Raw genomic sequence first — 22175 nt, 5'->3', positions numbered from 1 at the left:
CACGAGTTTATGCTTAACGAGTCAGAATATTCAGAGTATGAAGCGTTCCAAGCCTTGCAAGTAGAGATTCGTTCGTCTTAGAAAAGAGGGGCGGTATGTCAGAAGAAAAAAAAGATAGCGGCTTACAAAAAAGCTTACAACTGATTTTTGTCTACACTGTTGCGACCGGTTCCATTTTCACATGGGTAAGCTATTGGGATTCCGTATTTTTCGGCTATTGCGGATCGGGAACCTGGCTTGCTTTCGGTCTGATGACCTTGGCAATTTTACCGACAGCCTTGGTCTATTCGGAACTGGCACCTTTATTCCACACCTCCGGCGGTGAGTTGATTTACAACACTGTCGGAATGAATAAGCATGTCGGATTTTTTGCATCCTGGCTTATTATGGCGGCTTGGATTGCGGTTCCTCCGGCTGTGGTTATGGCGATAGCCACTTGGGTGAGTCGTACTTTCGGCCTTGTTTTGGGGTTTAATGCCATTATGCTGATTGGCGTTTGCATTTTGGTGCTGGTTTTCCTTTTATCCCTACAGGATGTGAATGTTTTGGTTAAGGCGCAGGCCTTATGCCTGTTTGTAAATATTGTTTCCACCTTAATTACCGGTATTTTGATTTTGTTCTCCGGACATTGGAGCTTTTCCAATATCACGGACGGTTTACTGAAAACGACCATCAGTCCGTCTCTCGGCATTCCGGGTTGGATTATCGGTATGGCACTTCTTATTACGCCTTATTTCGGTTTTGAGACCGTTCCGCAGATGGTGGAAGAGGGAGATTTCCCGATTAAGGATACAAAGAAGGCAATTTGCGGGTCGGTCATCACCTGCGGACTGATTTATGTTTTCTTCTACTTCTGTGTAGCGGGACTGGATTCCTTCCAAAACCTCACCGAAGGCACGGCGAAAGACGGTTTCCTGACCATTACCAATATGCAGAGAACACTCGGCTGGACGGTATGGCCCGTTCTTTACGGATTTTTCTCCGTATTTATGGGACTTGGTGCCTCTATTATGGGATTTTGGATGTCTACCGTCAGAATGCTTTATTCCATGTCGGAAAAGAATTTTCTTCCGGCAGCTTTCAAGAAGCTCAACAAACATAAGCAACCGATACTCCCGAATATTTTCTTGCTGGCAATCAGCCTGATTTTTATTTTGCTGATGAACGCGACAACCTTTATGAACGATTTCTTTAACTTGATGTCCTTCGGTTGTGCTTGTGCCTATGCACTCACGATGGTTTCGGCAGCCAGAATCAGACATAAATACCCGAGTTGGAAGAGTCCGAATGCCTTAAAGCATGGTAATTTCTTTACCTATCTTGCGATGATTATCATGCTCCTCATTGCCTTTTTCTGTACACTGGGACAGGGAATCGGATCTTGGATGTCCTTTGGTGTATATCTGGGAGTGGGAGTTCTCCTTTGGCTCTACATGGTACTGGTACGTTGGAAGAAGTCCAAGGTGGTTATAGAAACCCCTGACGGAGAGAAAAAATATTAAACGAGATACCGTATGCTTTGCGCACGATACTCATTGTGAACAAGATGTCTCAGGCCTCGCCTGCACTTGTTAAGAATCAAATCCCCCTGAACAGGCTTAAGAATTCTTAAGTTCCGCTCAGGGGGATTTTGTCTGTCGGGAGTATTGCAGAAAAAGAATGATTTAGAACTCCTCAGAAATCTTGTATAGTGCTTAAACGCTCATTTATTCCGCTATTTTCTTTGTTCTCATCATGCTAAACTGATCCATCGGGTAGTTTTTCAGGTTGTCGAGCACTTTTCTGGTATCGGCTTCTCCTAACAGGCTGTCTCTGGACTTTTTGATCTCATTTTCCGCCTTATGCTTGGAAGGACCGCCTACGCAGCCGCCTTCACAGGCCATGCCCTCGATAAAGTCTTCCGGGAGCTTTCCGATTTTCAGGAGGGTAAGCGCCGTGACGCATTCCTTTCCGCCCGAGCAGGCACGAAGCTTGATATCGGTGGTGTCTTCTCCCCGCTCCCGCATGCACTCCATAACGGCATTCGCAACGCCGCCGGAGCCGGCAAAGTTTTTACCCCAGAGCGAGGCCTCCTGGTAAGGCTGTACTTCCGGTTCCAGGCTGATATCCTTTGAACGAAGGAGGGAGGTAAATTCCCCGAAGGAGAGCACGTAATCCGCATTCCCTTCGATACCCATTTCCTGGGATTCGGATTTCTTGGCCATACAAGGACCGATGAAAACGGTAATGCAGCCCGGGTGAATGGCTTTTAAGTAACGGGAAACGGCTGCCATGGGAGAAAGCGTTTCCGACATATTTTCTTTGTATTGCTCCGGAAAGTGTTTTTGCAAAAGATGGATAAAGGCGGGACAGCAGGAAGTGGTCATTTTCTTCCCTTCTTTTCTTGCCTCGGACCATTCGAGCGCTTCGTAAGCGGCCGTCATATCCCCACCGAGTCCCACTTCTACCATGTCGTTAAAGCCCAGTTTTTTTAATGCCGTTCGAATGGCCGACATGGAAATATCCTTTCCGAACTGTCCCTCCGTTGCCGGGGCACACATGGCATAGACCTCTTTATCGGACTGAATGGCGGAAATGACATCGAGGACATTTGTTTTTGTGGAAATAGCGCCGAAGGGGCAGGAGTGCACACATTGCCCGCAACGGATGCAACGTTCATCATCGATGACGCAGAGTCCGTTTTCATTGTAGGTAATGGCATTTACCGGACAGGGTTTTTTACAGGGACGGGTCAGGTGTGCAATCGCACTATAGGGGCAGGCGGAAGCACACATTCCGCATTCCTTACACTTCATGGGATCGATGTGGGCCCGCTGGTCCGTCATGGTAATGGCTCCGAAATGGCAGCTGTTCTGACAAGCTTTTCCAAGACAAAGACGGCAGTTGTCCGTTACGGAATAGGAAGAGATGGGGCACTCTTCACAAGCGGGATCAATTACTTGAATGATGTTACTGCTCTTTCGGCAGGGATTGGCATCTTCGTTACAGGCAAGGCGTATTCTTCTGCGCAGAATTTCTCTCTCCTTATAGACACAGCAACGAAAGACGGCTTTGGGACCGGGGGAGAGTTCCCGAACCAAACGTTCCTTACTTTCTTCGTTTACATCATTTTTCCAGGCAAGCCTAGCAAGGCCTTCAATGACCCGGTGTTTTAAGGGAATTACTCCCTTATCATTGGTAATCATAGTTTTTCTCCTTATTAAACCAGACTCTTTTTTCGGGTTATTTCACGCTTTCATCCCCGATGCTCGGTGGTAGTATAGCATATTGGCGGAAAAGCAGTGTTCTTTTTCTTAAAATGCTTATTTTGAAGAAAACTTTGTCGAAATTATCCTTAGATAAGGTGTACTTGCGATTTGAGATAAATCGAATGCCGACAGATAAGCGGCATTTGTTTTGAATTAGGGAATGAGAGAGGGATGGCTTATGTCACTAATGGGAATGCTATTTGGATCTTCTGAAGAGGAAGAAATCAGGAATGAAGAAGGTGTGATTTTAAAGCCGATTCGCGTTTTAAATGCGAAGGGAGAGAAGATTGCCACGGTTACTGCCGAAGAAAGCCTGAGCATAGTGCAGGAAAAGGAACAGGGGCAAATTCGTCTGATTCAGCTCAATGAGCGACATGAGGAGATTAAAAGTCTGATGTCCTGTCCCTATGCCCAGAATGCGGATGCTCGAAAAGAGTTGACGGATATGATGGCTGAAGTGAAAAAGGATATCAGCAATGCCTATTTGGCCGGGAAAGAAAGCATTCGCATTCCGGAAAGCAAATATGAGCTTTTTGTCTATATGAGAAGACGTCCCACAGTGCCGATTGACGCCGATAAGCTCAGTAGAGAATTGGCTTCCGGAGAGGCACGGGAAAATGTATTGCAGTTCCGCTCCTATCTGGAAAAGAATCCGCGAGTCAATGTGTATGCCGCAGTGTATTCTCTTGCAACCGATACGGCCTATCGTATTTTAAAGCAGGAATACAGACAGTACGGCAATGTGCATTTTATTCTCTTGGAAAATCGTGACAAGAAGCGGATTACCTGGGATGATCCGCAGATACAGGAAAGCTTGAAGGATACGCCGAACGTTTGCTCTATCGGAATTGGCGTTCGAGAGGGGGAAAAACCGCGTTATGCGATTGAACTGCGCAATGAAGACGTATCTTCGGTGGTAAAGAAAGCGGCACTTCTTACGCACCATATTTTCAATATTCGTGAAGAAATGATTGATGCGCAGGCGGAAGGGCATGCGAAGGCCATGTGGGAACTCGGGGCGAAAAAGGGAAAGAGTGAGGAATTTATTCGGAAAACCGTGGAAGATCTTGCTCTGGAAGATGCCGCTTATCGTATTCCCGAATCGGCTGTGAAAGAAATTATCAGCAAGGCAAAGCAAAGAGGCTTTATTGACGGAGAAGAAATCGGACTTTTCCGCGTACCTGTCGTGGATCGGACCTTACTCCTGAATCTTTTTAAGCAGGCGGAGGATGGCTTCCTCATTAAGGATGAAAGCGGCAGTTTTCAATATTATAAAGATGTAACCGGAAAATTGGTCATCCGGTACGGATGGACCAAAGAGGGAAACTGGTATGTGGCTCCGCTCGGAAAGGATGAGAGGGAAATTCGTGCAGAAGCCGCGCAGGTTATGTTGGAAGGAAAATACCTGCGAGCCCTGCAGAAGCTTCTGCAGAAGAATCGAAATCGCTCAGTCATTGATTCTTTCAGCAGTCTGAAGGAATTCATTCTTTCTTATGAGAAAATGGGAATGGATATGCAGGAACAGATGGAAAGTGTGGAAAACGGAAAGGAATATTTCCCGGAGGAAAACATTGAAGAAATCCAAACGGTAATCCAGGAAGTTCTTTCTCCGCATTCTGTTTACGATAATTTCGGGTTTTAATTCATGGACATTTTTTGATTCTCTCGCGTGTGGGGGGATTCTCTTACTGTGTGGATTTTTGATTTCTTTTGCCGACACTTGTCAAAAATTGCTATTTTTTGTAAAGTATAGTGAAATTTCGGAATGACTATACAACAGAAAAGAGTAGTGAAGATGACAAAGAAGATACAAAAACAGATAAGAAGCCTATTGCGTATATTTACTTTGGGCCTGGTTCTGCTTTTCCTTTTTGCGGCATATTTTTTTACAACCAAAGATACGGTGCAACAGAGCATTTGGTCTTTGTTCCCTCCGCTCATCGCCATAGCCCTGGCTCTTGTGACGAAGGAAGTGTACAGCTCGCTTTTTCTGGGCATATTAAGCGGCGCTCTGCTGTTTAGCGGATACAACCCTGAGCAAAGTATAAACCACATCTTTAAAGAGGGAATATTCAAGGTCCTTTCCGATACCGGAAATGTGGGAATACTTTGTTTTCTTGTGATTTTGGGGATGATGGTTCAACTGATGAATAAGACCGGAGGTTCACGTGCCTTTGGAAATTGGGCCAGAACACATATTAAGACGAGAAGAGCCTCCATGTTTGCTACTATGGTTTTGGGTTGTCTCATTTTTATCGACGATTACTTTAACTGCCTGACCGTGGGTTCCGTTATGCTCCCGGTGTCGGATGAGGCGCGGGTCAGCAGAGCGAAGCTTGCTTATTTGATTGATACCACGGCTGCACCCGTTTGTATTATTGCGCCCATTTCCTCTTGGGCGGCTGCGGTTTCCGGCTTTGTGGAGGGGGAAAACGGCATGAAACTTTTTGTGGAGACCATTCCCTATAATTTTTATGCCCTTCTGTCTATTTGCATGATGATTTTCCTGATTGCCCTCAAGGTGGATTTCGGTCCTATGGCAATCCATGAAAAAAATGCGATGGAAAAAGGGGATTTGTTTACTACGGAAGAGCGCCCCTATGGAGAAAGGGAAGAAAATGAGTATGCGGAAGGGAAAATCATGGATATGCTTTTTCCCGTGGTAAGTCTTGTGATTTTCTGCGTAATCGGAATGATTTATTCCGGAGGATTTTTCTCGGGAACGGATTTTGTGACAGCCTTTTCTCAGTCCGATGCGCCGACGGGATTGGTTTTCGGCTCTTTTACGGCGCTGCTTCTTACTTTGCTGTTCTATCTCCTGAGGCAGTCTATTTCTTTCCAAGCCGCCATGGAGTGTTTACCGGAAGGCTTTAAGCAAATGGTACCGGCTATCTTGATTTTAACCTTTGCCTGGAGTCTGAAGGCTATGACGGACAGTCTTGGAGCGAGAGAATTTGTGGCAGGTCTGGTGCAAGGGAGTGCGGGAGCCATGCTCTCTTTACTGCCGGCCTTTGTATTCTTGATTGCGGTTGGGCTTTCCTTTGCTACGGGGACATCTTGGGGAACTTTCGGAATCCTGATTCCGATTGTTGTCGGTGTTTTTCAGAAGACGGATTACAGCATGATGATTTTGGCCATGTCCGCCTGTATGGCGGGAGCGGTTTGTGGAGACCACTGCTCTCCGATTTCGGATACCACAATTATGTCTTCTGCCGGAGCACAGTGCGTCCATTTAAATCATGTCGGTACACAGCTCCCTTACGCTCTTTTGGTAGCGTCGGTTTCCGTTTTTGCCTATATTCTTGCCGGTTTTCTGAAAAGCCCCTGGCTACCGCTTTGTGTGGCGACGATTCTGCTCTTTGTGATTCTGATGGAAATTAAACGGAGACAGAAAGCCTGAAATCAATGCCGGGAAAAGGCAGGAACGAAAATATACAGCAATATTTTTGGAGGAAACGCCTCAAGTAGTTTTGAAAACTACTTGAGGCGTTTTTTAAACTATTTATCTTAAAAAAATTTTTTATTGCTTTTTTTTACAAGAAAAAGTATAGTTTCTTGCGAATAGTTAAAATTATTTATATATTCAAGCAAAAAAAGGAAGCAAAGGGAAGGAGAATGAAAATGGAATTTGAGAGATTGAAAGAAATTATTGTGGATACCCTGGCATGTGATGAGGACAAAGTCACCTTGGATGCGGATATGGAGAAGGATCTGGAAATTGATTCTCTTTCTTTGGTAGAGCTGCATATGGCTTTGGAGGATGAACTTTCCGAAACCATTCCGGACGGCGAGATCGGGAAGCTTCACACCGTAAAGGATATTTTGGATTACATTAACGGTTTAAAGAAATAAAAAGAGTAGACCGGGGTCTTTTCAATTGTTTTTAGCAAGGACTGCAGGAGGAAATATGCAATCACCGATTAAAACTTTAGTGGATATGGTGAAGGATAGGGACTTAAAGCAAAAAGCGCTTTCCGACAGAGTGGGAAGTACTGCGCCCATTAAGATTCCTTCTGCCTTCATTGCTTGTAAAAAGTGCGGGAGAAGAGCACTTCGTGTACGCTGGGAGGAACATGCCTTTGTTTGCCCGCACTGTGGCACCTATGGACCCATAGGGGCTTACTATCGCTTGAATCTTCTTTATGATGCCGGAACTTTTCAAGAGTTGGATAAAGAAATCGAGGTAAAAGATCCCCTGGACTTTCCGGAATATCGGGAGAAGGTAAAGGACCTGGAAAAAAAGACCGGTTTAAAAGAGGCGGTGGTCTCTTCCAAGGGACAAATCGGGGGAATTCCCGTGGTTACGCTTGTAATGGACAGTCGATTTCTTATGGGGTCCATGTCTCAGGCGGTAGGGGAGAAGATTACAAGAGGAATAGAGACTGCAGACAGAGAGCATTGTCCCCTTATTATTTTTTCCGCTTCCGGCGGAGCAAGAATGCAGGAGGGGATTTTCAGTCTCATGCAGATGGCCAAGACATCGGCCGCAATCGAGCTATTCTCGGAGCATGGAGGACTCTTCATCAGTTTTCTGACACACCCGACAACAGGCGGTGTTACGGCAAGTTTTGCCACTTTAGGGGATATTACGCTTGCGGAGCCGGGGGCACTCATCGGTTTTGCGGGACCGAGAGTCATTGAACAGACCATCAATCGCAAGCTTCCGAAGGGCTTCCAAAGAAGTGAGTATCTGGAGCAACACGGCTTTATTGATGCCATTGTAGAACGAAAGAATATGAGAGACAGCTTGATTCAGATTCTCTCTCTTCATCAGAAATAGAGAAGGACGGCATTACGGAGGGGAATCCCTCCTTTTGCAAGCAGAAAGGAAGAAAATGAGTCAGGAATTAGTGGATAAGACTAGAGACTTGGAGCCGGGAGAAAGGGTTCTTTTGGCACGCCATCCGAATAGACCGCATATAGAAGACTTCGTGGAAAATGTTTTCACGGATTTCTTCGAGCAAAAAGGAGATCATCTTTATGATGAGGACCGCTCCATCTTTGGCGGCATCGCCCGCTTTCACGGAAGGCCGGTGACGGTTCTGGGACACAAAAAAGGCAGGGGGATGGAAGAAAACATCGCTTGCAACTTCGGGATGCCCTGTCCGGAAGGGTATCGAAAGGCAAAGAGACTGATGGAGCAGGCGGAAAAATTTCATCGCCCTATCATTACTTTTATTGATACTCCCGGAGCCTATCCCGGACTGGAAGCGGAGGAACACGGTCAGGGAGAGGCGATTGCAAAGAATCTTGCCTTTATGAGCAGTCTTCATGTGCCGGTTATCAGCATAGTCAGCGGAGAAGGAAATTCCGGCGGTGCACTGGCAATCGGAGTAGCCAATAAAATTCTCATGCTGGAAAATGCGATTTACTCCGTTTTAAGCCCCGAGGGGTTTGCGACCATTCTCTGGAAAGACAGCACCAGGGCAGGAGAAGCGGCAAAGGTTATGAAGCTCACGGCAGAGGATTTAAAGGAAGCGGGAGTCTGTGACGAGATTATTCCGGAAGTACCCGGAGGAGCACAGGAGAACCCGGTTGCCTTATATAAAGAGGTGGAGAAGGCGCTGGAAAAGATTCTTTCCGCTTATGAATCCATGAGTCCGGAACAGATTCGTGAGGATAGACTTAAGAAATACAGAAATATCTAAGCTATCTTTATAGGGAATGCGTATTGAATAAAAGCTTGCATTTCTTGTTATGGCAAGTTCGGTAGAGAAACGGATAGAGTGAGGAGAAACACGGAAAGATGCAGGGATTAAAAATAATCGGGCTGGGATCGGCACTTCCCGGAAAGCGGGTCCATAATGATGATTTGGCAAAAATCATGGAGACCAGCGATGAATGGATTTTCAGCAGGACGGGTATCCATGAGCGTCGATTTTGCGAGAAAGAGGAAAGTGCGGGAACGCTTGCAATAGAGGCCGGAAAGAAGGCATTGGAAGAGGCAGGCGTACCTGCCTCGGACTTAGGGGTAATTCTCGTGGCATCCATGTCACCGGATTTCAGTTCTCCGAGTATGGCGGCTATTCTTGCAAAAGAACTTGCGACAGCGGAGGATTGTATTGCTTTGGATATCAATGCGGCTTGCAGCGGTTTTGTTTACGGACTGGAAGTGGTAAGAGGACTCCTGGCGTTCTCCCGGAAAAAAAGAGCATTGGTAGTTGGAACGGAACAGCTTTCCCGCCTTTTGAAAATGGAGGACCGTACGACCTCCGTGCTCTTCGGAGACGGGGCGGGTGCCGCCGTGGTGGAGGAAAGCGAGACGGACTATGCTTCCTTCCTGGGTTCTCGAGGAGACTTCTCCATCGTGGCACCGGCTTGTTACACCGGAGCTTTTGACGGCTTTTATGAGGACGGAACGGAAAATCCGGAGAAGCTCGGCCAGGGCGCAACGGAAGGAAAGCATGAGAAAATAGATCATCTCATGATGGATGGAAAGTCCGTATTTCTCTTTGCGATAGACATTATCCCGAAATGCATAGAGGGAATTTTGAAAAAAACCGGAGAGCGCTTAGAGGAGATAGATCATGTAGTGTGTCATCAGGCAAATTCCCGCATTATCCGGAATGTAGTGCGCCATCTGAAGGCGGAGCCCGGACAATTTTTTGAAGATATGGAGCTTTACGGGAATACTTCCGGTGCTTCCATTCCCATTGCTTTAAAAGACATGGAAGAGCAGGGGCTTTTAAAGACAGGAGAGAAGCTTCTCCTAATCGGCTTTGGTGCCGGACTGACCTTCGGTGCGGTAGAAATTGTTTACGGGAAAAATACGGAGAAGAAGTAAAGAAGAGAAGAAGAAAAACAATAAGCCGGAAGCAAAGTAGGGAATACACAAAGAAAGGGCTTGATATGCGATTAGACGAGATGCTGGGGATTCGTTATCCCATTATCCAGGGAGGAATGGCCAATATTGCGACAGGAAGTTTTGCGGCAGCCTGCTCCGAGGCGGGGGCTTTAGGACTCATCGGCACCGGAGGAATCCGCGAGGCGGAAGAACTCAGAAAAGAAATTCGGATTTTGCGGGAGAGAACCGATAAGCCCTTTGGTGTAAACCTGATGCTGATGAATCCGGAAACGGACAAGATGGTTCAAATCTGTATAGAGGAAAAGGTGCCGGTAGTCACAACCGGCGCGGGAAATCCGGGAATTTACATGGAGGCACTGAAGAGTGCCGGGTGCAAGGTGATGCCGGTTGTCGCCGCACCGATCCTTGCCGAAAGGCTGGAAAAGCAGGGAGCGGATGCCGTGATTGCGGAGGGCTGTGAGTCCGGAGGCCATGTCGGGGAAATGACGACCATGTGCCTGGTGCCGCAGACGGTAGACAGTGTTCAGATTCCCGTAATTGCAGCAGGAGGCGTTGCGGATAAGAGGCAGCTTAAGGCGGTTTTTGCACTCGGTGCGGCAGGGGCGCAAATCGGAACGGCACTGCTTGCTGCGAAAGAGTGTCCGATTCATGAAAACTACAAGGAAGCAATTCTGAAAGCAAGGGGATCGGATACGGTGGTGACCGGACGAATTGCCGGTGTACCGGTTCGAATCTTGAAGAACCAGATGAGTAGAGAGTACCTCCGGCAGGAGAAGGCCGGAGCGGAAAAGATGGAACTCGAAAAGTTTACACTGGGGTCCCTCAGAAGAGCAGTCTTTGAAGGAGATACAAAAACCGGCTCCCTTATGGCAGGACAGACCTGCGGACAGGTGGAGAGAATCCGGACGGTTGCAGAGATTCTGGCCGATATCTGCTCCGATATTGTAGATTGATTTTTGAACCTTCGTTGCAGGGTCCTACGCCTCTCTTCAAAAGGCGCTCTCGCTCGACCTCGACGCAGCGGATACTAAGCATCAAACTTCGCTTAGGCTCGTTTTCTGCAAGTACCGGCGTCTTCACACGCTTTTTCAGAGAGGCATAGGACGCTACAACTAAAGAATGATTCAAAAATCAAAGTAACAGGATAAGAGAAAAGCATTGGAAATCGTAAAGAAAACAGCAGAGAGAATAGAAGTCTAAACAAAGTAAGAGAATAGGAGAAACATAGGGTAGGCGAGATTGGAATAAATCTAGGCTAGCTCCATAAGAGGAAAGGGAAAACGATGAGCAAACGGGCATTCTTATACGCCGGACAGGGCGCACAGGTAAAGGGAATGGGAAAGGACTTATATGAGGCCTTCCCTGCCTTTCGAAAAGCTTATGATGAGGCGGAGCTGGACTTTGATTTGAAGCAGCTTTCTTTTATTGACCCGGAGGAGAAGCTGAATGAAACGCGCTTCACCCAGCCGGCACTGGTTGCTTTTGCCACAGGGATGACGGCGCTCTTACGGGAAAAGGGAATTCTTCCCGACTACTGTTTGGGGCTTTCTCTCGGAGAGTATTCCGCACTGGAAGCCGCAGGCGTATTTTCCGCAAAAACTGCAGTAGAGCTTGTGGCATATCGCGGAAGGAAGATGGAAGAAGCGTCGAAAGGCATTGAGTCCTCCATGGCGGCCATTCTCGGACTTTCCGAGGAGGAATTGGAAAAAATCGTGCATTCCGCAGGGGGAGAGGTTTACCTTTGTAATTTAAACTGCCCGGGACAGATTGTTATCGGGGGAGAAAAGTCTGCAGTGGAGCATGCTTCCAAGCTCGCCCTGGAGAATGGAGCCAAGAAAGCGATTCCCTTAAAGGTTTCCGGCCCCTTTCATACGCCGTTTATGGAGAGTGCAGGAGAAGCACTCGCAGAGTATTTTCAAAATATCGAATGGCAGGAGCCGAAATGTACAGTGCTTCACAATGTTCTGGGAAGAGAAAGAAAAGAAGGAGACCCTTCGATTCCGGAGCTTTTAAAGGAACAGGTGGCAAAGCCCGTAAGAATGGAAGAAAGCCTTAAGCGTTTGTTGGAACTCGGCGTAAGAGACTTTATTGAAATCGGACCGGGGAAGACGGTATCCGGATTCCTGAAAAAAGTCGCAAAGGAAGAGGGAATCGAAGACTATAGAGTCGTTTCCTTGGAAACCAAAGAAGATGTGGAGGCATTCTTGTCCACAGTGGAGTAAAAGGGCGGATTGGCATTTTGGGACTTTGCCTTTGGAAAAACAGAGAAAGGGAAGGATTGTGGAAAGAGAAACTTGTTTAATTACCGGCGCAAGCGGCGGAATCGGTTCCGCGATTGCCTTAAAGATGGCGGAGGAAGGCTATAATCTTGTTCTGCATTACGGAAAGAACAAAGAGGCGGTGGAGGAGCTTGAAAAGGAAATCAAAGCCAAGCATCCGGAAACGGAATTACTTCTTCTTTCTGCGGATATCCGAAAGGAAGAGGAAGTCAATGCCCTTGTAGAAAAAGCATTAGCTCATTTTTTTTCTATAGAAGTCTTGGTGAACAATGCGGGAGTGACGAGGGATCAGCTTCTTTTGAAAATGACGATGGAAGATTTTGACAACGTAATGGAGAGCAATCTGCGGAGTGCCTTCCTTTTCTCCAAAGCGGTGTCCAAATATATGATTAAAAAGCGTTATGGAAGAATTGTACAGATTTCCAGTGTGGTGGGTTTACATGGAAATAGCGGACAGTGCAACTATGCGGCATCCAAGGCAGGGCTGATCGGTTTTTCCAAGTCTCTCGCGAAGGAGCTTGCCGGAAGAAACATTACGGTTAATGTCGTTTGCCCCGGCTTTATTGATACCAAAATGACGGAGGTTCTACCGGATGCGGTGAAGGAAGCGCTTCTTTCTTCCATTCCGATGAAAAAATTCGGCTTTGGGGAAGACGTAGCCAATGCAGTTGCCTTTTTTGCCAGGAGAGAGTCTTCCTATATTACGGGCGAAAGCCTTCTGGTTGACGGCGGTATGGGAATGTAGCGTATAGGAGTGAAAATGGAAAAGAGACGAGTGGTAGTGACGGGTTTGGGAACGGTGAACCCCACCGGAAATACGGTAGAAGAGAGCTGGAAAGGGATTCGCGAGGGGAAGGTCGGTATCGGAGAAATCACCGCCTTTGACAGCAGTGCATTTTCTGTACACCTTGCCGGAGAAGTGAAGGAATTTCATCCGGAGACGGTCTTTGATAAAAGAGAATTAAAGCATATGGCGCGTTTCACACAGTTTGCCATGATTGCTGCGGAAGAGGCGATGCTGGACAGCGGAATCTCCGGAAGCCTTCCTCCGGAGGAAATGGGCGTGATTGTTTCCAGCGGAATCGGCGGATTAAAGACTATAGAGGAAGAGCATACCAAGGGTGAGCAGAAAGGCTTTGAAAGAGTAAGTCCCTTCTTTATTCCGATGTCCATTTCCAATATGGCGGCCGGAGAGATTGCCATTCGACACAAGTTAAAAGGACTTTGTATCTGTCCGGTGACAGCCTGTGCAGGCGGATCAAATGCGGTAGGCGATGCCTTTCATCGTATCCGGGACGGCTATGAGACTGCCATGCTTTGCGGAGGAACAGAGGCGGCCATTTCCGAGCTCGGAATCGGAGGATTTGCAACGATGAAGGCTCTTTCTCCGGCGACGGAAGTAAGCCGCGCATCGATTCCCTTCGATAAGGAGCGCTCCGGTTTTGTCATGGGAGAGGGAGCGGGAATCCTCATCTTAGAGGAAAGAGAGCATGCCTTAAAGAGAGGGGCTAAGATTTATGCCGAGATTGTAGGATACGGAGCAAATTGCGATGCTTACCACATCACTTCTCCGGCCCCCGGAGGAGAGGGTGCGGCAGCCTGCATGGAGCTTGCGTTAAAAGATGCAGGCGTAACAGCTGCCGAGATTGATTACATCAATGCGCACGGTACTTCTACGCATTTAAATGACCTTGGAGAGACAGCGGCGGTAAAGCATGTCTTTAAGGAAAGAGCCTATTCCGTTCCTATTTCTTCCACAAAGTCCATGACGGGGCACTTGCTTGGTGCAGCAGGAGCAGTGGAAGCCATTTTCTCCGTCCTTGCCCTTCGTGACGGTTTTATTCCGGGAACGATGAACTATCAGGTAAAGGACGAAGAGCTGGATCTGGACTATGTGCCGAATAAGGGGCGGGAAAAAGAGCTTCGCTATACCATGTCTAACTCCCTTGGATTTGGCGGACATAACGCGTGTTTAGTGTTTAAGAAATAGCAAAGGAAACTTTACTAAAGGAGTAAACGAGATATCGCACACTTTGTGCACGATACTCGTTATGAATAAGAGGAAACGACCCTCTATACCCTTACGGGCAAAAGCGTTTGGAGACGTCGGTACTTGCTGAAAACGAGCTTTTGCGAAGTTTGAAGCTTAGTACCGTTACGTCGGAACCGAGCGAGAGCGTCTTTTGCCGTAAGGGTTAGGGGGCGTTTCCCGTAGAAGTACTTAAGAAAGGATATACTATGCCAAAGTTGAATATAGAAGAAATCGAAGCAATTATCCCGCACCGTTATCCGTTTTTGCTGATTGACAGCGTGGAGGACTATAACCCCGGGGAGTATGCTGTAGCAAAGAAATGCGTTACGGCGAATGAGCCGTTCTTTCAGGGGCATTTTCCTAAGTATAAGGTTATGCCGGGTGTTCTCATTGTGGAAGCCCTGGCGCAGACCGGGGCAATCGCCCTTCTTTCTCTTCCGGAATATAAAGGAAAGATTGCGCTGTTTGGAGGAATTAAAAATTGTAAGTTTAAGACTCCGGTTCGGCCGGGAGATGTCCTCGAGTTAAGCTGCCGCCTGACCAATAGGAAGGGACCGGTCGGGATTGGAGAAGCGGAAGCGAAGATAAACGGAAAAATCGCGGTGAAGGCGGAACTCAGCTTTGCGATTCAGTAATTAGGGAAAATGTATAAAGTTCAATAAGCTGAATCTTTTAAAATTTTTTATCAAAAAAATAAAATTGTACTATACAAAATTGACGATGAAAAAGGACTAAAAAACGATAAAGCTGAAATATTTCATAAAAATTTATATAAAAAGTGTAAATTCTCTCTTGGAATCCCAAAACATTTCTGTTAAAATTTAACAGCAACATTATTCCGCTTTTTCCATTTTAAGAAAAAGCAAGGAGACGAATTTTTATTTCGAGAAGAGAGACGGTTATGTTAAGAGATGCGATTCAGGATCTGTATAACAAATTTAGAATTTATTTCTACATGCAGGTCTTCGCCAAGTTTGAAAAGAGAGAGGCAAGCCTTACGACTGTGGAAAGCTACAGCGTAGAGTGCATCAAGGCTCTCGGTGAACCGACAGTACAGGAATTTGCCATTATGATGGGCATTTCTGCACCGAATGCGGCGTACAAGGTCAATGCCTTGGTACAAAAAGGCTACATTGAAAAGATTCAGGATGAAAACGATCATCGCGAGTTCCACCTTCGCCCGACCAGAAAGTTTTGGGAGTATTATAATGTATCCTATCGTTATGTGAAGAAGGTGGAGGAACGTTGTAAGAAACGTTTCACTCCGGAAGAAATGGACAAGCTGGAAGAAATGGTGAGAATTATCACAACAGAGCTCATGCCCGAGTTAAATGTCATGAAGTTTACCAAAGAGGGTGCTGAAAATCATGTCAGCATCGGTATGCAAGAGGAATAAGCCTCTTCTCTCTTAAATATAGTAGAAAGTAGATTCTTCCCTTATTTTTTGCAGGAGCAAGCCGTGATATCTTGTTCCAAAAGAGAGCACCTGCGTACAGGTGCTTTTTTTCTTGCACAGAGACTTTTATCTGTGCTAATATAAGGCAGTATATGCCTTAGGAAAAAAGGCAAAATCTTTTGCAAAGGAAGTACGAAATGAACAAGAAATTTAAGGCTACATTACAGTTGTTGGGAGTCCTGATCCTGACTGCGGCTTTCTGCGTTCTCGGCTATATGAATGCAAACAATATCAAGCTCGGTTTGGACTTGAACGGGGGTGTTTCCATCACCTACCAGACAGTGGACGAGAATCCCACTGCGGAGCAGATGAGTGACACGGTGTATAAGCTGCAGATGAAGGCGCAGAGCTATTCGGATGAGGCACAGGTGTATAAGGAGGGAGATAATCGAATCAATATCGATATTCCCGGTGCTACGGATGCCAATGCCATTCTGGAAGAGCTCGGAGAGCCCGGAACACTCGAGTTTGCGGATGAGAATGGAAATGTGCTTCTTACCGGAGACGATGTAAAAACGGCTTCGGCGGGAATGACAAACCAGAACAATAATAAGGAATATGTGATTGAGCTTGTCTTCAATGAGGCGGGAGCGAAGAAATTTGAGGAAGCGACCAAGAACAATGTAGGGAAGCGTATTTACATCATCTATAATAATGAAGTGATTTCTTCTCCGAATGTAAAGGAGGCAATCAGCGGCGGCCAGGCGTCCATCAGCCCGATTGAGTCGTATGATGAGGCAAACAAAATTGCTTCCACCATTCGTATCGGTGCTCTTCCGGTTAAGCTGACCGAGCTTCGTTCCAATGTAATCGGCGCAACCCTCGGTGTGGAAGCGATTGCAAGCTCCTTAAAGGCGGCTGTTATCGGTATCGCCCTTGTGATTCTTTTCATGCTGCTTATCTATCGTCTGCCGGGCCTTGCTTCTTCCATTGCCTTGGTGCTGTATGTAGGGCTTGAAATGGTGCTCCTGCAGGCTTTTGAAGTGACGCTTACGCTGCCCGGTATCGCCGGCGTTATTCTTTCCATCGGTATGGCGGTGGATGCGAATGTCATTATTTTTACCAGAATTAAAGAAGAACTGGGGCAGGGAAATTCCGTAGAGAAGGCGATTAAGGCTGGCTTTGAGAAGGCACTTTCTGCTATTTTGGACGGAAACATCACGACTCTTATTGCGGCGGCAGTGCTTTATCTCCGCGGTTCCGGAACGGTAAAGAGCTTTGCAAGCACCTTGGCAATCGGTATCGTGGTTTCTTTAATCACGGCACTGTTTGTGACAAGAGCACTCTTAAATGCCTTCCTTGCCATGGGAGCGGAGAATCCGGCTCTTTACGGAATCAAGAAAGATACCAAGATCATCGACTTTATCAAGTTCCGTAAGATTGCCTACCTTGTTTCTGCGGTAGTGATTGTTGCCGGCTTTGCCATGCTCGGGATGAATAAGAAAAACACGGGTTATATTTTTAACTATGACCTTGACTTTAAAGGCGGTTCTTCCACAACGATTACCTTTGATAAAGATTTAAGTATGGAGGAAGTGGATCAGCAGGTTATTCCGCTCTTTAGGGAAGCAACCGGCGGGGACGCTTCCGCACAGGCTGCGAAGGTTGCGGGAACCAACGAGGTTATCATTAAAACCAGAACCATGTCGACGGAAGAGAGAGCAAAGCTCTACAACAGCATTCAAGAGAAGTTCTCCATCTCCGAGGATAAGATTGTTACGGAAAATATCTCCGGTGCCGTTTCCAAGGAAATGAAGACGGATGCCGTTTGGGCACTTGCGATTGCGATTTTCTGCATGCTGATTTATATCTGGGTTCGTTTCCGGGATATCAAGTTTGCATCCTCTTCCGTACTCGCTCTTGCACATGATGTACTTGTAACCGTTACCTTCTACGCGGCATTCCGCTGGGCGGTGGGATCCAACTTTATTGCTTGTATCCTGACCATTGTCGGATATTCCATCAACGCAACCATCGTAGTATTTGACCGTATTCGTGAAAACATCCAGAAGGGCGAGGTGAAGAAGAAGGGCTTGGAGTTTGCGGTAAATGAGGCAATCTCCAATACACTGACTCGTTCCATTAATACCTCGATTACCACTTTTATCACGGTATTCTGTCTTTTCCTCTTCGGAGTAAGCTCTATTCGTGACTTCTCCATGCCGCTTATGGTGGGTATTGTTTCCGGTGCCTGGTCTTCCGTATGTATTGCAGGGCCGCTTTGGTATGATTTTGTAAGCCTTTCCAAGAAGAATAAGGAAAAAGCGCAAGCGGAGAAGAGCAAGAAATAAGAACGGCTGAAGAAAGCTTGTCTTGAGCAGGAATGCTCGGGCTTATTAACCGGATAGAATACGATGAGAAATCATAGAGAAATTGATGTAGAGTAAAGTTCACTATGAAGTAAGGAGCGGATATGGCTGCTGTCAAAATGAAATATGAAATAGTAGGGCAGTGCGGAAGAGCCAAGTCCGCTCATATGGAAACCGTGCATGGCGTGATTGAAACTCCGGTTTTTATGAATGTGGGTACGGTGGCCGCCATCAAGGGCGGAGTGTCTACGGACGATCTTCGGCTCATCGGAACACAGGTGGAGCTTTCCAACACCTACCATCTTCATGTAAGAACCGGAGACAAGGTCATCAAGGAGCTTGGCGGACTGCATCGGCTGATGAATTGGGATAAGCCGATTCTCACCGATTCCGGCGGTTTTCAGGTATACAGTTTAGCAAAGACCGGACGAAAGATTCGGGAAGAGGGAGTGGAGTTTCGCTCCCACATCGACGGACGAAAGATTTTCATGGGACCGGAGGAGTCCATGGAGATTCAATCCAACCTGGCATCGACCATTGCCATGGCCTTCGATGAGTGCCCTCCGGCACTGGCGGACAGGCAGTATATTGAGCCCTCTGTGGAGAGGACGACACGCTGGCTTCTTCGCTGTAAAAATAGGATAGAAGAACTTAATGATGAGGAGAGCACGATTAACAAAAATCAGCTTCTTTTCGGCATTAACCAGGGGGGGATTCTTTCGGATGTACGAATCAATCATGCCAAGCAAATTGCCGAGCTGGATCTTCCGGGCTATGCGGTAGGAGGGCTTGCGGTGGGAGAAAGTCATGAAGATATGTATCGGATTCTGGAGGATGTAGTGCCCTTCCTTCCGAAAGAAAAACCGACTTACCTTATGGGAGTCGGTACGCCGGAAAACATGGTCATGGCGGTAGACCGCGGAATAGACTTTTTTGACTGTGTATTTCCGAGTCGAAACGGAAGGCACGGGCATGTCTATCACGCCTCTGGAAAGCTGAACCTTTGGAATTTGGCGTATGAGAAAGATTTCCGACCGATAGAGGAGGGCTGCGACTGTCCGGCTTGCAAGGGGATTCGCCTGGAAGACGGAAGCTACACGGGGGGCTATTCAAGAGCCTATATACGACACCTCTTAAAGGCGAAAGAGATGCTTGGCATGCGTCTTTGTGTCCTTCACAACCTTTCTTATTACAATCGTTTGATGCGGGAGATGCGTTTTGCGATTCGGGAAGGAAGGTGGGAAGCCTGGAAGACGGATGCGCTTTATAAGTTAAAGATTCAGAATTCTTAAAGCGGAGATTGCGAATCAAAATTTCGTATGGATAAAAGCCTTGCTTTTTTCGATATAAGTAGCAAAATGAAGGACAGAATTGTAAAGGACAAAAGGAGAATGATATGGGAAACATTGGTGTATGGGGAACAGTGGCGTATATCTTGGTAATTGTAGGCATCTTCTATTTTATGGGAGTTCGTCCGCAGCAGAAGGAAAGAAAGAAGCAACAGGAGATGCTGAACAGCCTGGCTGTTGGAGATACGGTTTTAACGACTTCCGGTTTTTATGGTGTGGTAATCGATTTAACCGATGATACCGTGATTGTAGAGTTCGGCGGAAATAAGAACTGCCGTATCCCGATGCAAAAGTCTGCTATTGTGCAGATTGAAAAGGCAAAGTAAGGTTTTCCGGAAAAAAGAGGAATGAAATGAAGAATATAGTCTTGCTTTTCGGCGGGCAGTCCACCGAACATGAGGTTTCCTGCCGCTCCGTACTGACGGTGCTAAAGGCAGTCAATCGAGAGAAATATCGTCCGATTCTCTTGGGAATCACAAAGGCCGGAGAGTGGATTCCGGTGGAAAATACGGAAAAGATTGAAGATGGAAGCTGGAGAGAGGATAAGCGTAGAGCCATGCTTCTTCCGGATGCGGGACTGAAGTCGCTTGTGCTTTTTGAGAAAGACGGCAGCTGCCGCATGGAAAAGGCGGATATCGTTTTTCCGGTTCTGCATGGGAAAGGCGGAGAAGACGGTACGGTACAGGGGCTCTTGGAGTTGGCGGAAATTCCTTATGTGGGCTGCGGTGTTTTGTCTTCCGCGATTTCCATGGACAAGATTTCCACAAAGCTTGCGGTAGAAAAGGTTCTGGAAAGACAGGGCGTTCGACAGGCAAAATACATTGCGCTCAGCCATTCCGAGTGGAAAAAGGAAAAGAGAAGAGCGGAAATCTGTAGAGAAGTGGAAGAAGAACTGCATTTTCCGGTCTTTGTGAAACCTTCTAATGCCGGGTCCTCCTGCGGCGTAAGCAAGGTGGAAAATCAAGAAGCCCTGCCTCTTGCGGTGGAAAAAGCGCTTCAAGTAGACAGACGGGTTTTGATAGAGGAATTTATAAAGGGGAGAGAACTCGAGTGCGCTGTCTTCTCCGGTGTACCGGGAGAAGTTGTGGCATCTTCCGTAGGGGAGATTAAGGCGGCAGCAGAGTTTTATGACTATGATGCCAAGTACAACAACCCCGATTCCAAAACGGAGTTGAATCCGGATCTTCCGTCCGACGTGGAAGAAAAAATACAGAAGGCGGCTAAATCCATCTTCCTGGCGGTGGACGGATTTTCTTTATCCAGAGTTGATTTTTTCTTTACCGGTGAGGAAATTGTATTTAATGAAATTAACACTCTGCCCGGCTTCACCTCCATTTCCATGTATCCCATGCTTTTTGAGAAGGCGGGATGGAATATTGAAGAATTGGTTGAGAAGCTCATAGCAAGTGCGGAAAACAGGCCGTCATAAGCCGGGAAATCATGCGAGGAAAAAGGCAGTCTGAAATTTGTACGCGGAGCTTCTTGCGGAGACCTTAAGAATTTCATAAATAATTATTTCTGTAGACTTTAAACATTTTTGGAAAGACCTGCTATACTAAGAGCATAATCGATTCGACAAAATGTTTGATTTCTATCTCCTAGGGACTCTGTGATGCACGCAGAGTTCTTTTTTGTGGCAAAGATTTTAGGGAGGCAAATGAAGGTTCAGGTTCAGCTAACAACAAAGCAAAAAATGGATGGAGAAGAGGATCGGTTCTCTGTCAGTTTACAAGGTGTCCTGCTCTCCAGAGGAGACAGCTTTATGCTCAGCTATTTTCAGGAAAATGTGCACCATTCTCTGGAACTTTTTCCCAAAGAAAAGCGAGTGGTGATGATGCGGAACTGGAAAGACAGGCAGAGAGTGGAGTATATTGCCGGTGTAAAATGGTCGGTGGATTACGAGACGGAACTGGGGACTTTGCCGTTATCCTTCGCCACCCGTTCCGTAGAATTTCTGTATGAAGATTTCCGTGCCGGAAGGGCGGAGATTCTGCTGTCTTATTTACTTTATCAGTTTGAGCAATTGGTTGCGGAGACGGAACTCTCCATTGCAATTTTACCTTTGAAAGGGTAAAATAATTTCGTTATTTCGTCTTTGATATACTTAAATATTTTGAAAGAAGAGGTCGTTTTTATGTTGCTTGCCATATCGGTTCAAACAGTATTTTCTATTCTTTTTGCGGTGCTGATTATTCTTTTAGCCATTCTGGTTATTCTTTATATTTTGGGAAGGCGTTTGCAGGAGAAGCAGGCAATGCAACAACCGATGCTGGAAGCCAATACGATGGAAGTTTCCATGCTGATTATCGACAAAAAGAAGCTTGGCGTGAAAGAGGCGGTAGCAGCCGGTCTTCCCGAACAGGTGGAGAAGCAGATGCCGATTTATGCCCGTTTGACGAAGCTTCCCGTGGTGAAGGCGAAGGTGGGACCGAAGGTTTTGACCTTGATGGCGGACCCTTCCGTTTATGAAATTTTGCCTCTGAAAAAGGAAGTAAAGGTTGCGGTTTCGGGTATTTACATTCGTTCCGTCAAGTCGGTTCGAGGAGGAACCATTCCCGAGCAGCCAAAGAAAAAAGGTTTTCTGGCCAAGCTTCGCGGTAAGGCGGAGAATGCGGTGAAGGAAGCGAAGACGGAGCAGGGGAAAAAGAAGAAATAAGTTTTTATACAGTTCATTAATTTAAGAATAAAAAGTAAATT

Annotated in this window: 20 protein-coding genes; 19 read left to right on the top strand and 1 reads right to left on the bottom strand. The window is 46.7% G+C overall.

The window, feature by feature from the left end; translation table 11 throughout:
* The first annotated feature begins 95 nt into the window (after positions 1-95).
* Positions 96-1502, top strand: coding sequence for an APC family permease (locus HMPREF9624_RS08660; RefSeq protein ID WP_009537427.1), 1407 nt, complete (start codon positions 96-98; stop codon positions 1500-1502).
* Positions 1503-1706: 204 nt separating this feature from the next.
* Here the strand turns inward: HMPREF9624_RS08660 and HMPREF9624_RS08655 are convergent, their stop codons facing one another.
* Entirely contained in the window at positions 1707-3185 is a 1479-nt protein-coding gene (locus tag HMPREF9624_RS08655; RefSeq protein WP_009428393.1) for a 4Fe-4S dicluster domain-containing protein, read from the bottom strand.
* A gap of 241 nt (positions 3186-3426) precedes the next feature.
* Here HMPREF9624_RS08655 and HMPREF9624_RS08650 point away from each other — a divergent pair, with 241 nt between their 5' ends.
* The 18 genes from HMPREF9624_RS08650 (at position 3427) to HMPREF9624_RS08565 (ending at position 22134) form a co-directional block, all read left to right on the top strand.
* Entirely contained in the window at positions 3427-4890 is a 1464-nt protein-coding gene (locus HMPREF9624_RS08650; RefSeq protein ID WP_009537426.1) for a hypothetical protein, read from the top strand.
* Between the two features lie 153 nt (positions 4891-5043).
* Positions 5044-6648 carry a Na+/H+ antiporter NhaC family protein gene (locus HMPREF9624_RS08645; protein WP_009537425.1) on the top strand — a complete coding sequence of 535 codons (1605 nt, stop codon included), beginning with the start codon at positions 5044-5046 and terminating at the stop codon, positions 6646-6648.
* Positions 6649-6869: 221 nt separating this feature from the next.
* Positions 6870-7100 carry an acyl carrier protein gene (locus tag HMPREF9624_RS08640; RefSeq protein ID WP_009429899.1) on the top strand — a complete coding sequence of 77 codons (231 nt, stop codon included), beginning with the start codon at positions 6870-6872 and terminating at the stop codon, positions 7098-7100.
* Positions 7101-7155: 55 nt separating this feature from the next.
* On the top strand, positions 7156-8028 hold the full coding sequence (gene accD, locus HMPREF9624_RS08635) for an acetyl-CoA carboxylase, carboxyltransferase subunit beta (protein ID WP_009429479.1): 873 nt from the start codon (positions 7156-7158) through the stop codon (positions 8026-8028).
* A gap of 55 nt (positions 8029-8083) precedes the next feature.
* Complete coding sequence (locus HMPREF9624_RS08630; protein WP_009537424.1) at positions 8084-8896, top strand: acetyl-CoA carboxylase carboxyltransferase subunit alpha; 813 nt, start codon at positions 8084-8086, stop codon at positions 8894-8896.
* Positions 8897-8994: 98 nt separating this feature from the next.
* Positions 8995-10032 (top strand): 3-oxoacyl-ACP synthase III family protein, encoded by a 1038-nt coding sequence (locus tag HMPREF9624_RS08625; protein ID WP_009537423.1) that lies wholly within the window; start codon positions 8995-8997, stop codon positions 10030-10032.
* Positions 10033-10097: 65 nt separating this feature from the next.
* Positions 10098-11006 carry a nitronate monooxygenase gene (locus HMPREF9624_RS08620; protein ID WP_009537422.1) on the top strand — a complete coding sequence of 303 codons (909 nt, stop codon included), beginning with the start codon at positions 10098-10100 and terminating at the stop codon, positions 11004-11006.
* Between the two features lie 330 nt (positions 11007-11336).
* Positions 11337-12275, top strand: coding sequence for an ACP S-malonyltransferase (gene fabD / locus HMPREF9624_RS08615; protein WP_009537421.1), 939 nt, complete (start codon positions 11337-11339; stop codon positions 12273-12275).
* Between the two features lie 31 nt (positions 12276-12306).
* Complete coding sequence (fabG, locus tag HMPREF9624_RS08610) at positions 12307-13077, top strand: 3-oxoacyl-[acyl-carrier-protein] reductase (RefSeq protein ID WP_009537420.1); 771 nt, start codon at positions 12307-12309, stop codon at positions 13075-13077.
* A 15-nt stretch (positions 13078-13092) separates the two neighbouring features.
* Positions 13093-14322 (top strand): beta-ketoacyl-ACP synthase II, encoded by a 1230-nt coding sequence (gene fabF, locus HMPREF9624_RS08605; RefSeq protein WP_009537419.1) that lies wholly within the window; start codon positions 13093-13095, stop codon positions 14320-14322.
* Between the two features lie 248 nt (positions 14323-14570).
* Positions 14571-14999, top strand: coding sequence for a 3-hydroxyacyl-ACP dehydratase FabZ (fabZ, locus tag HMPREF9624_RS08600; RefSeq protein WP_009537418.1), 429 nt, complete (start codon positions 14571-14573; stop codon positions 14997-14999).
* A 266-nt stretch (positions 15000-15265) separates the two neighbouring features.
* Complete coding sequence (locus HMPREF9624_RS08595; protein WP_009537417.1) at positions 15266-15760, top strand: MarR family transcriptional regulator; 495 nt, start codon at positions 15266-15268, stop codon at positions 15758-15760.
* Positions 15761-15957: 197 nt separating this feature from the next.
* The gene (locus HMPREF9624_RS08590; protein WP_009537416.1) at positions 15958-18111 is read left to right on the top strand and encodes a protein translocase subunit SecDF; all 2154 of its coding nucleotides are present in this window, start codon (positions 15958-15960) and stop codon (positions 18109-18111) included.
* A 122-nt stretch (positions 18112-18233) separates the two neighbouring features.
* Complete coding sequence (gene tgt / locus HMPREF9624_RS08585) at positions 18234-19421, top strand: tRNA guanosine(34) transglycosylase Tgt (protein WP_009537415.1); 1188 nt, start codon at positions 18234-18236, stop codon at positions 19419-19421.
* Between the two features lie 104 nt (positions 19422-19525).
* On the top strand, positions 19526-19804 hold the full coding sequence (gene yajC, locus HMPREF9624_RS08580) for a preprotein translocase subunit YajC (protein WP_009537414.1): 279 nt from the start codon (positions 19526-19528) through the stop codon (positions 19802-19804).
* A 26-nt stretch (positions 19805-19830) separates the two neighbouring features.
* Positions 19831-20907: a D-alanine--D-alanine ligase family protein gene (locus HMPREF9624_RS08575; RefSeq protein WP_009537413.1), complete on the top strand. Its 1077-nt coding sequence runs from the start codon at positions 19831-19833 to the stop codon at positions 20905-20907.
* 228 nt (positions 20908-21135) lie between these two features.
* Positions 21136-21552 carry a DUF1934 domain-containing protein gene (locus HMPREF9624_RS08570; protein ID WP_009429504.1) on the top strand — a complete coding sequence of 139 codons (417 nt, stop codon included), beginning with the start codon at positions 21136-21138 and terminating at the stop codon, positions 21550-21552.
* Between the two features lie 60 nt (positions 21553-21612).
* Positions 21613-22134, top strand: coding sequence for a hypothetical protein (locus HMPREF9624_RS08565; protein ID WP_009427933.1), 522 nt, complete (start codon positions 21613-21615; stop codon positions 22132-22134).
* The last annotated feature ends 41 nt before the right edge of the window (positions 22135-22175 follow it).

Origin of the sequence: Oribacterium asaccharolyticum ACB7 (genome assembly GCF_000238075.1) — a bacterium.
GTDB lineage: Bacteria > Bacillota > Clostridia > Lachnospirales > Lachnospiraceae > Oribacterium > Oribacterium asaccharolyticum.
Note: the sequence above shows the minus strand (reverse complement) of the source record. Positions and strands in the feature narration are given on the sequence as shown.

Excerpts from the sequence above, each read along its gene's own strand:
- HMPREF9624_RS08660 (WP_009537427.1), top strand. The coding sequence starts at position 96 with ATGTCAGAAGAAAAAAAAGATAGCGGCTTACAAAAAAGCTTACAACTG.
- HMPREF9624_RS08655 (WP_009428393.1), bottom strand. The coding sequence starts at position 3,185 with ATGATTACCAATGATAAGGGAGTAATTCCCTTAAAACACCGGGTCATT.
- HMPREF9624_RS08650 (WP_009537426.1), top strand. The coding sequence starts at position 3,427 with ATGTCACTAATGGGAATGCTATTTGGATCTTCTGAAGAGGAAGAAATC.
- HMPREF9624_RS08645 (WP_009537425.1), top strand. The coding sequence starts at position 5,044 with ATGACAAAGAAGATACAAAAACAGATAAGAAGCCTATTGCGTATATTT.
- HMPREF9624_RS08640 (WP_009429899.1), top strand. The coding sequence starts at position 6,870 with ATGGAATTTGAGAGATTGAAAGAAATTATTGTGGATACCCTGGCATGT.
- accD (WP_009429479.1), top strand. The coding sequence starts at position 7,156 with ATGCAATCACCGATTAAAACTTTAGTGGATATGGTGAAGGATAGGGAC.
- HMPREF9624_RS08630 (WP_009537424.1), top strand. The coding sequence starts at position 8,084 with ATGAGTCAGGAATTAGTGGATAAGACTAGAGACTTGGAGCCGGGAGAA.
- HMPREF9624_RS08625 (WP_009537423.1), top strand. The coding sequence starts at position 8,995 with ATGCAGGGATTAAAAATAATCGGGCTGGGATCGGCACTTCCCGGAAAG.
- HMPREF9624_RS08620 (WP_009537422.1), top strand. The coding sequence starts at position 10,098 with ATGCGATTAGACGAGATGCTGGGGATTCGTTATCCCATTATCCAGGGA.
- fabD (WP_009537421.1), top strand. The coding sequence starts at position 11,337 with ATGAGCAAACGGGCATTCTTATACGCCGGACAGGGCGCACAGGTAAAG.
- fabF (WP_009537419.1), top strand. The coding sequence starts at position 13,093 with ATGGAAAAGAGACGAGTGGTAGTGACGGGTTTGGGAACGGTGAACCCC.
- fabZ (WP_009537418.1), top strand. The coding sequence starts at position 14,571 with ATGCCAAAGTTGAATATAGAAGAAATCGAAGCAATTATCCCGCACCGT.
- HMPREF9624_RS08595 (WP_009537417.1), top strand. The coding sequence starts at position 15,266 with ATGTTAAGAGATGCGATTCAGGATCTGTATAACAAATTTAGAATTTAT.
- HMPREF9624_RS08590 (WP_009537416.1), top strand. The coding sequence starts at position 15,958 with ATGAACAAGAAATTTAAGGCTACATTACAGTTGTTGGGAGTCCTGATC.
- tgt (WP_009537415.1), top strand. The coding sequence starts at position 18,234 with ATGGCTGCTGTCAAAATGAAATATGAAATAGTAGGGCAGTGCGGAAGA.
- yajC (WP_009537414.1), top strand. The coding sequence starts at position 19,526 with ATGGGAAACATTGGTGTATGGGGAACAGTGGCGTATATCTTGGTAATT.
- HMPREF9624_RS08575 (WP_009537413.1), top strand. The coding sequence starts at position 19,831 with ATGAAGAATATAGTCTTGCTTTTCGGCGGGCAGTCCACCGAACATGAG.
- HMPREF9624_RS08570 (WP_009429504.1), top strand. The coding sequence starts at position 21,136 with ATGAAGGTTCAGGTTCAGCTAACAACAAAGCAAAAAATGGATGGAGAA.
- HMPREF9624_RS08565 (WP_009427933.1), top strand. The coding sequence starts at position 21,613 with ATGTTGCTTGCCATATCGGTTCAAACAGTATTTTCTATTCTTTTTGCG.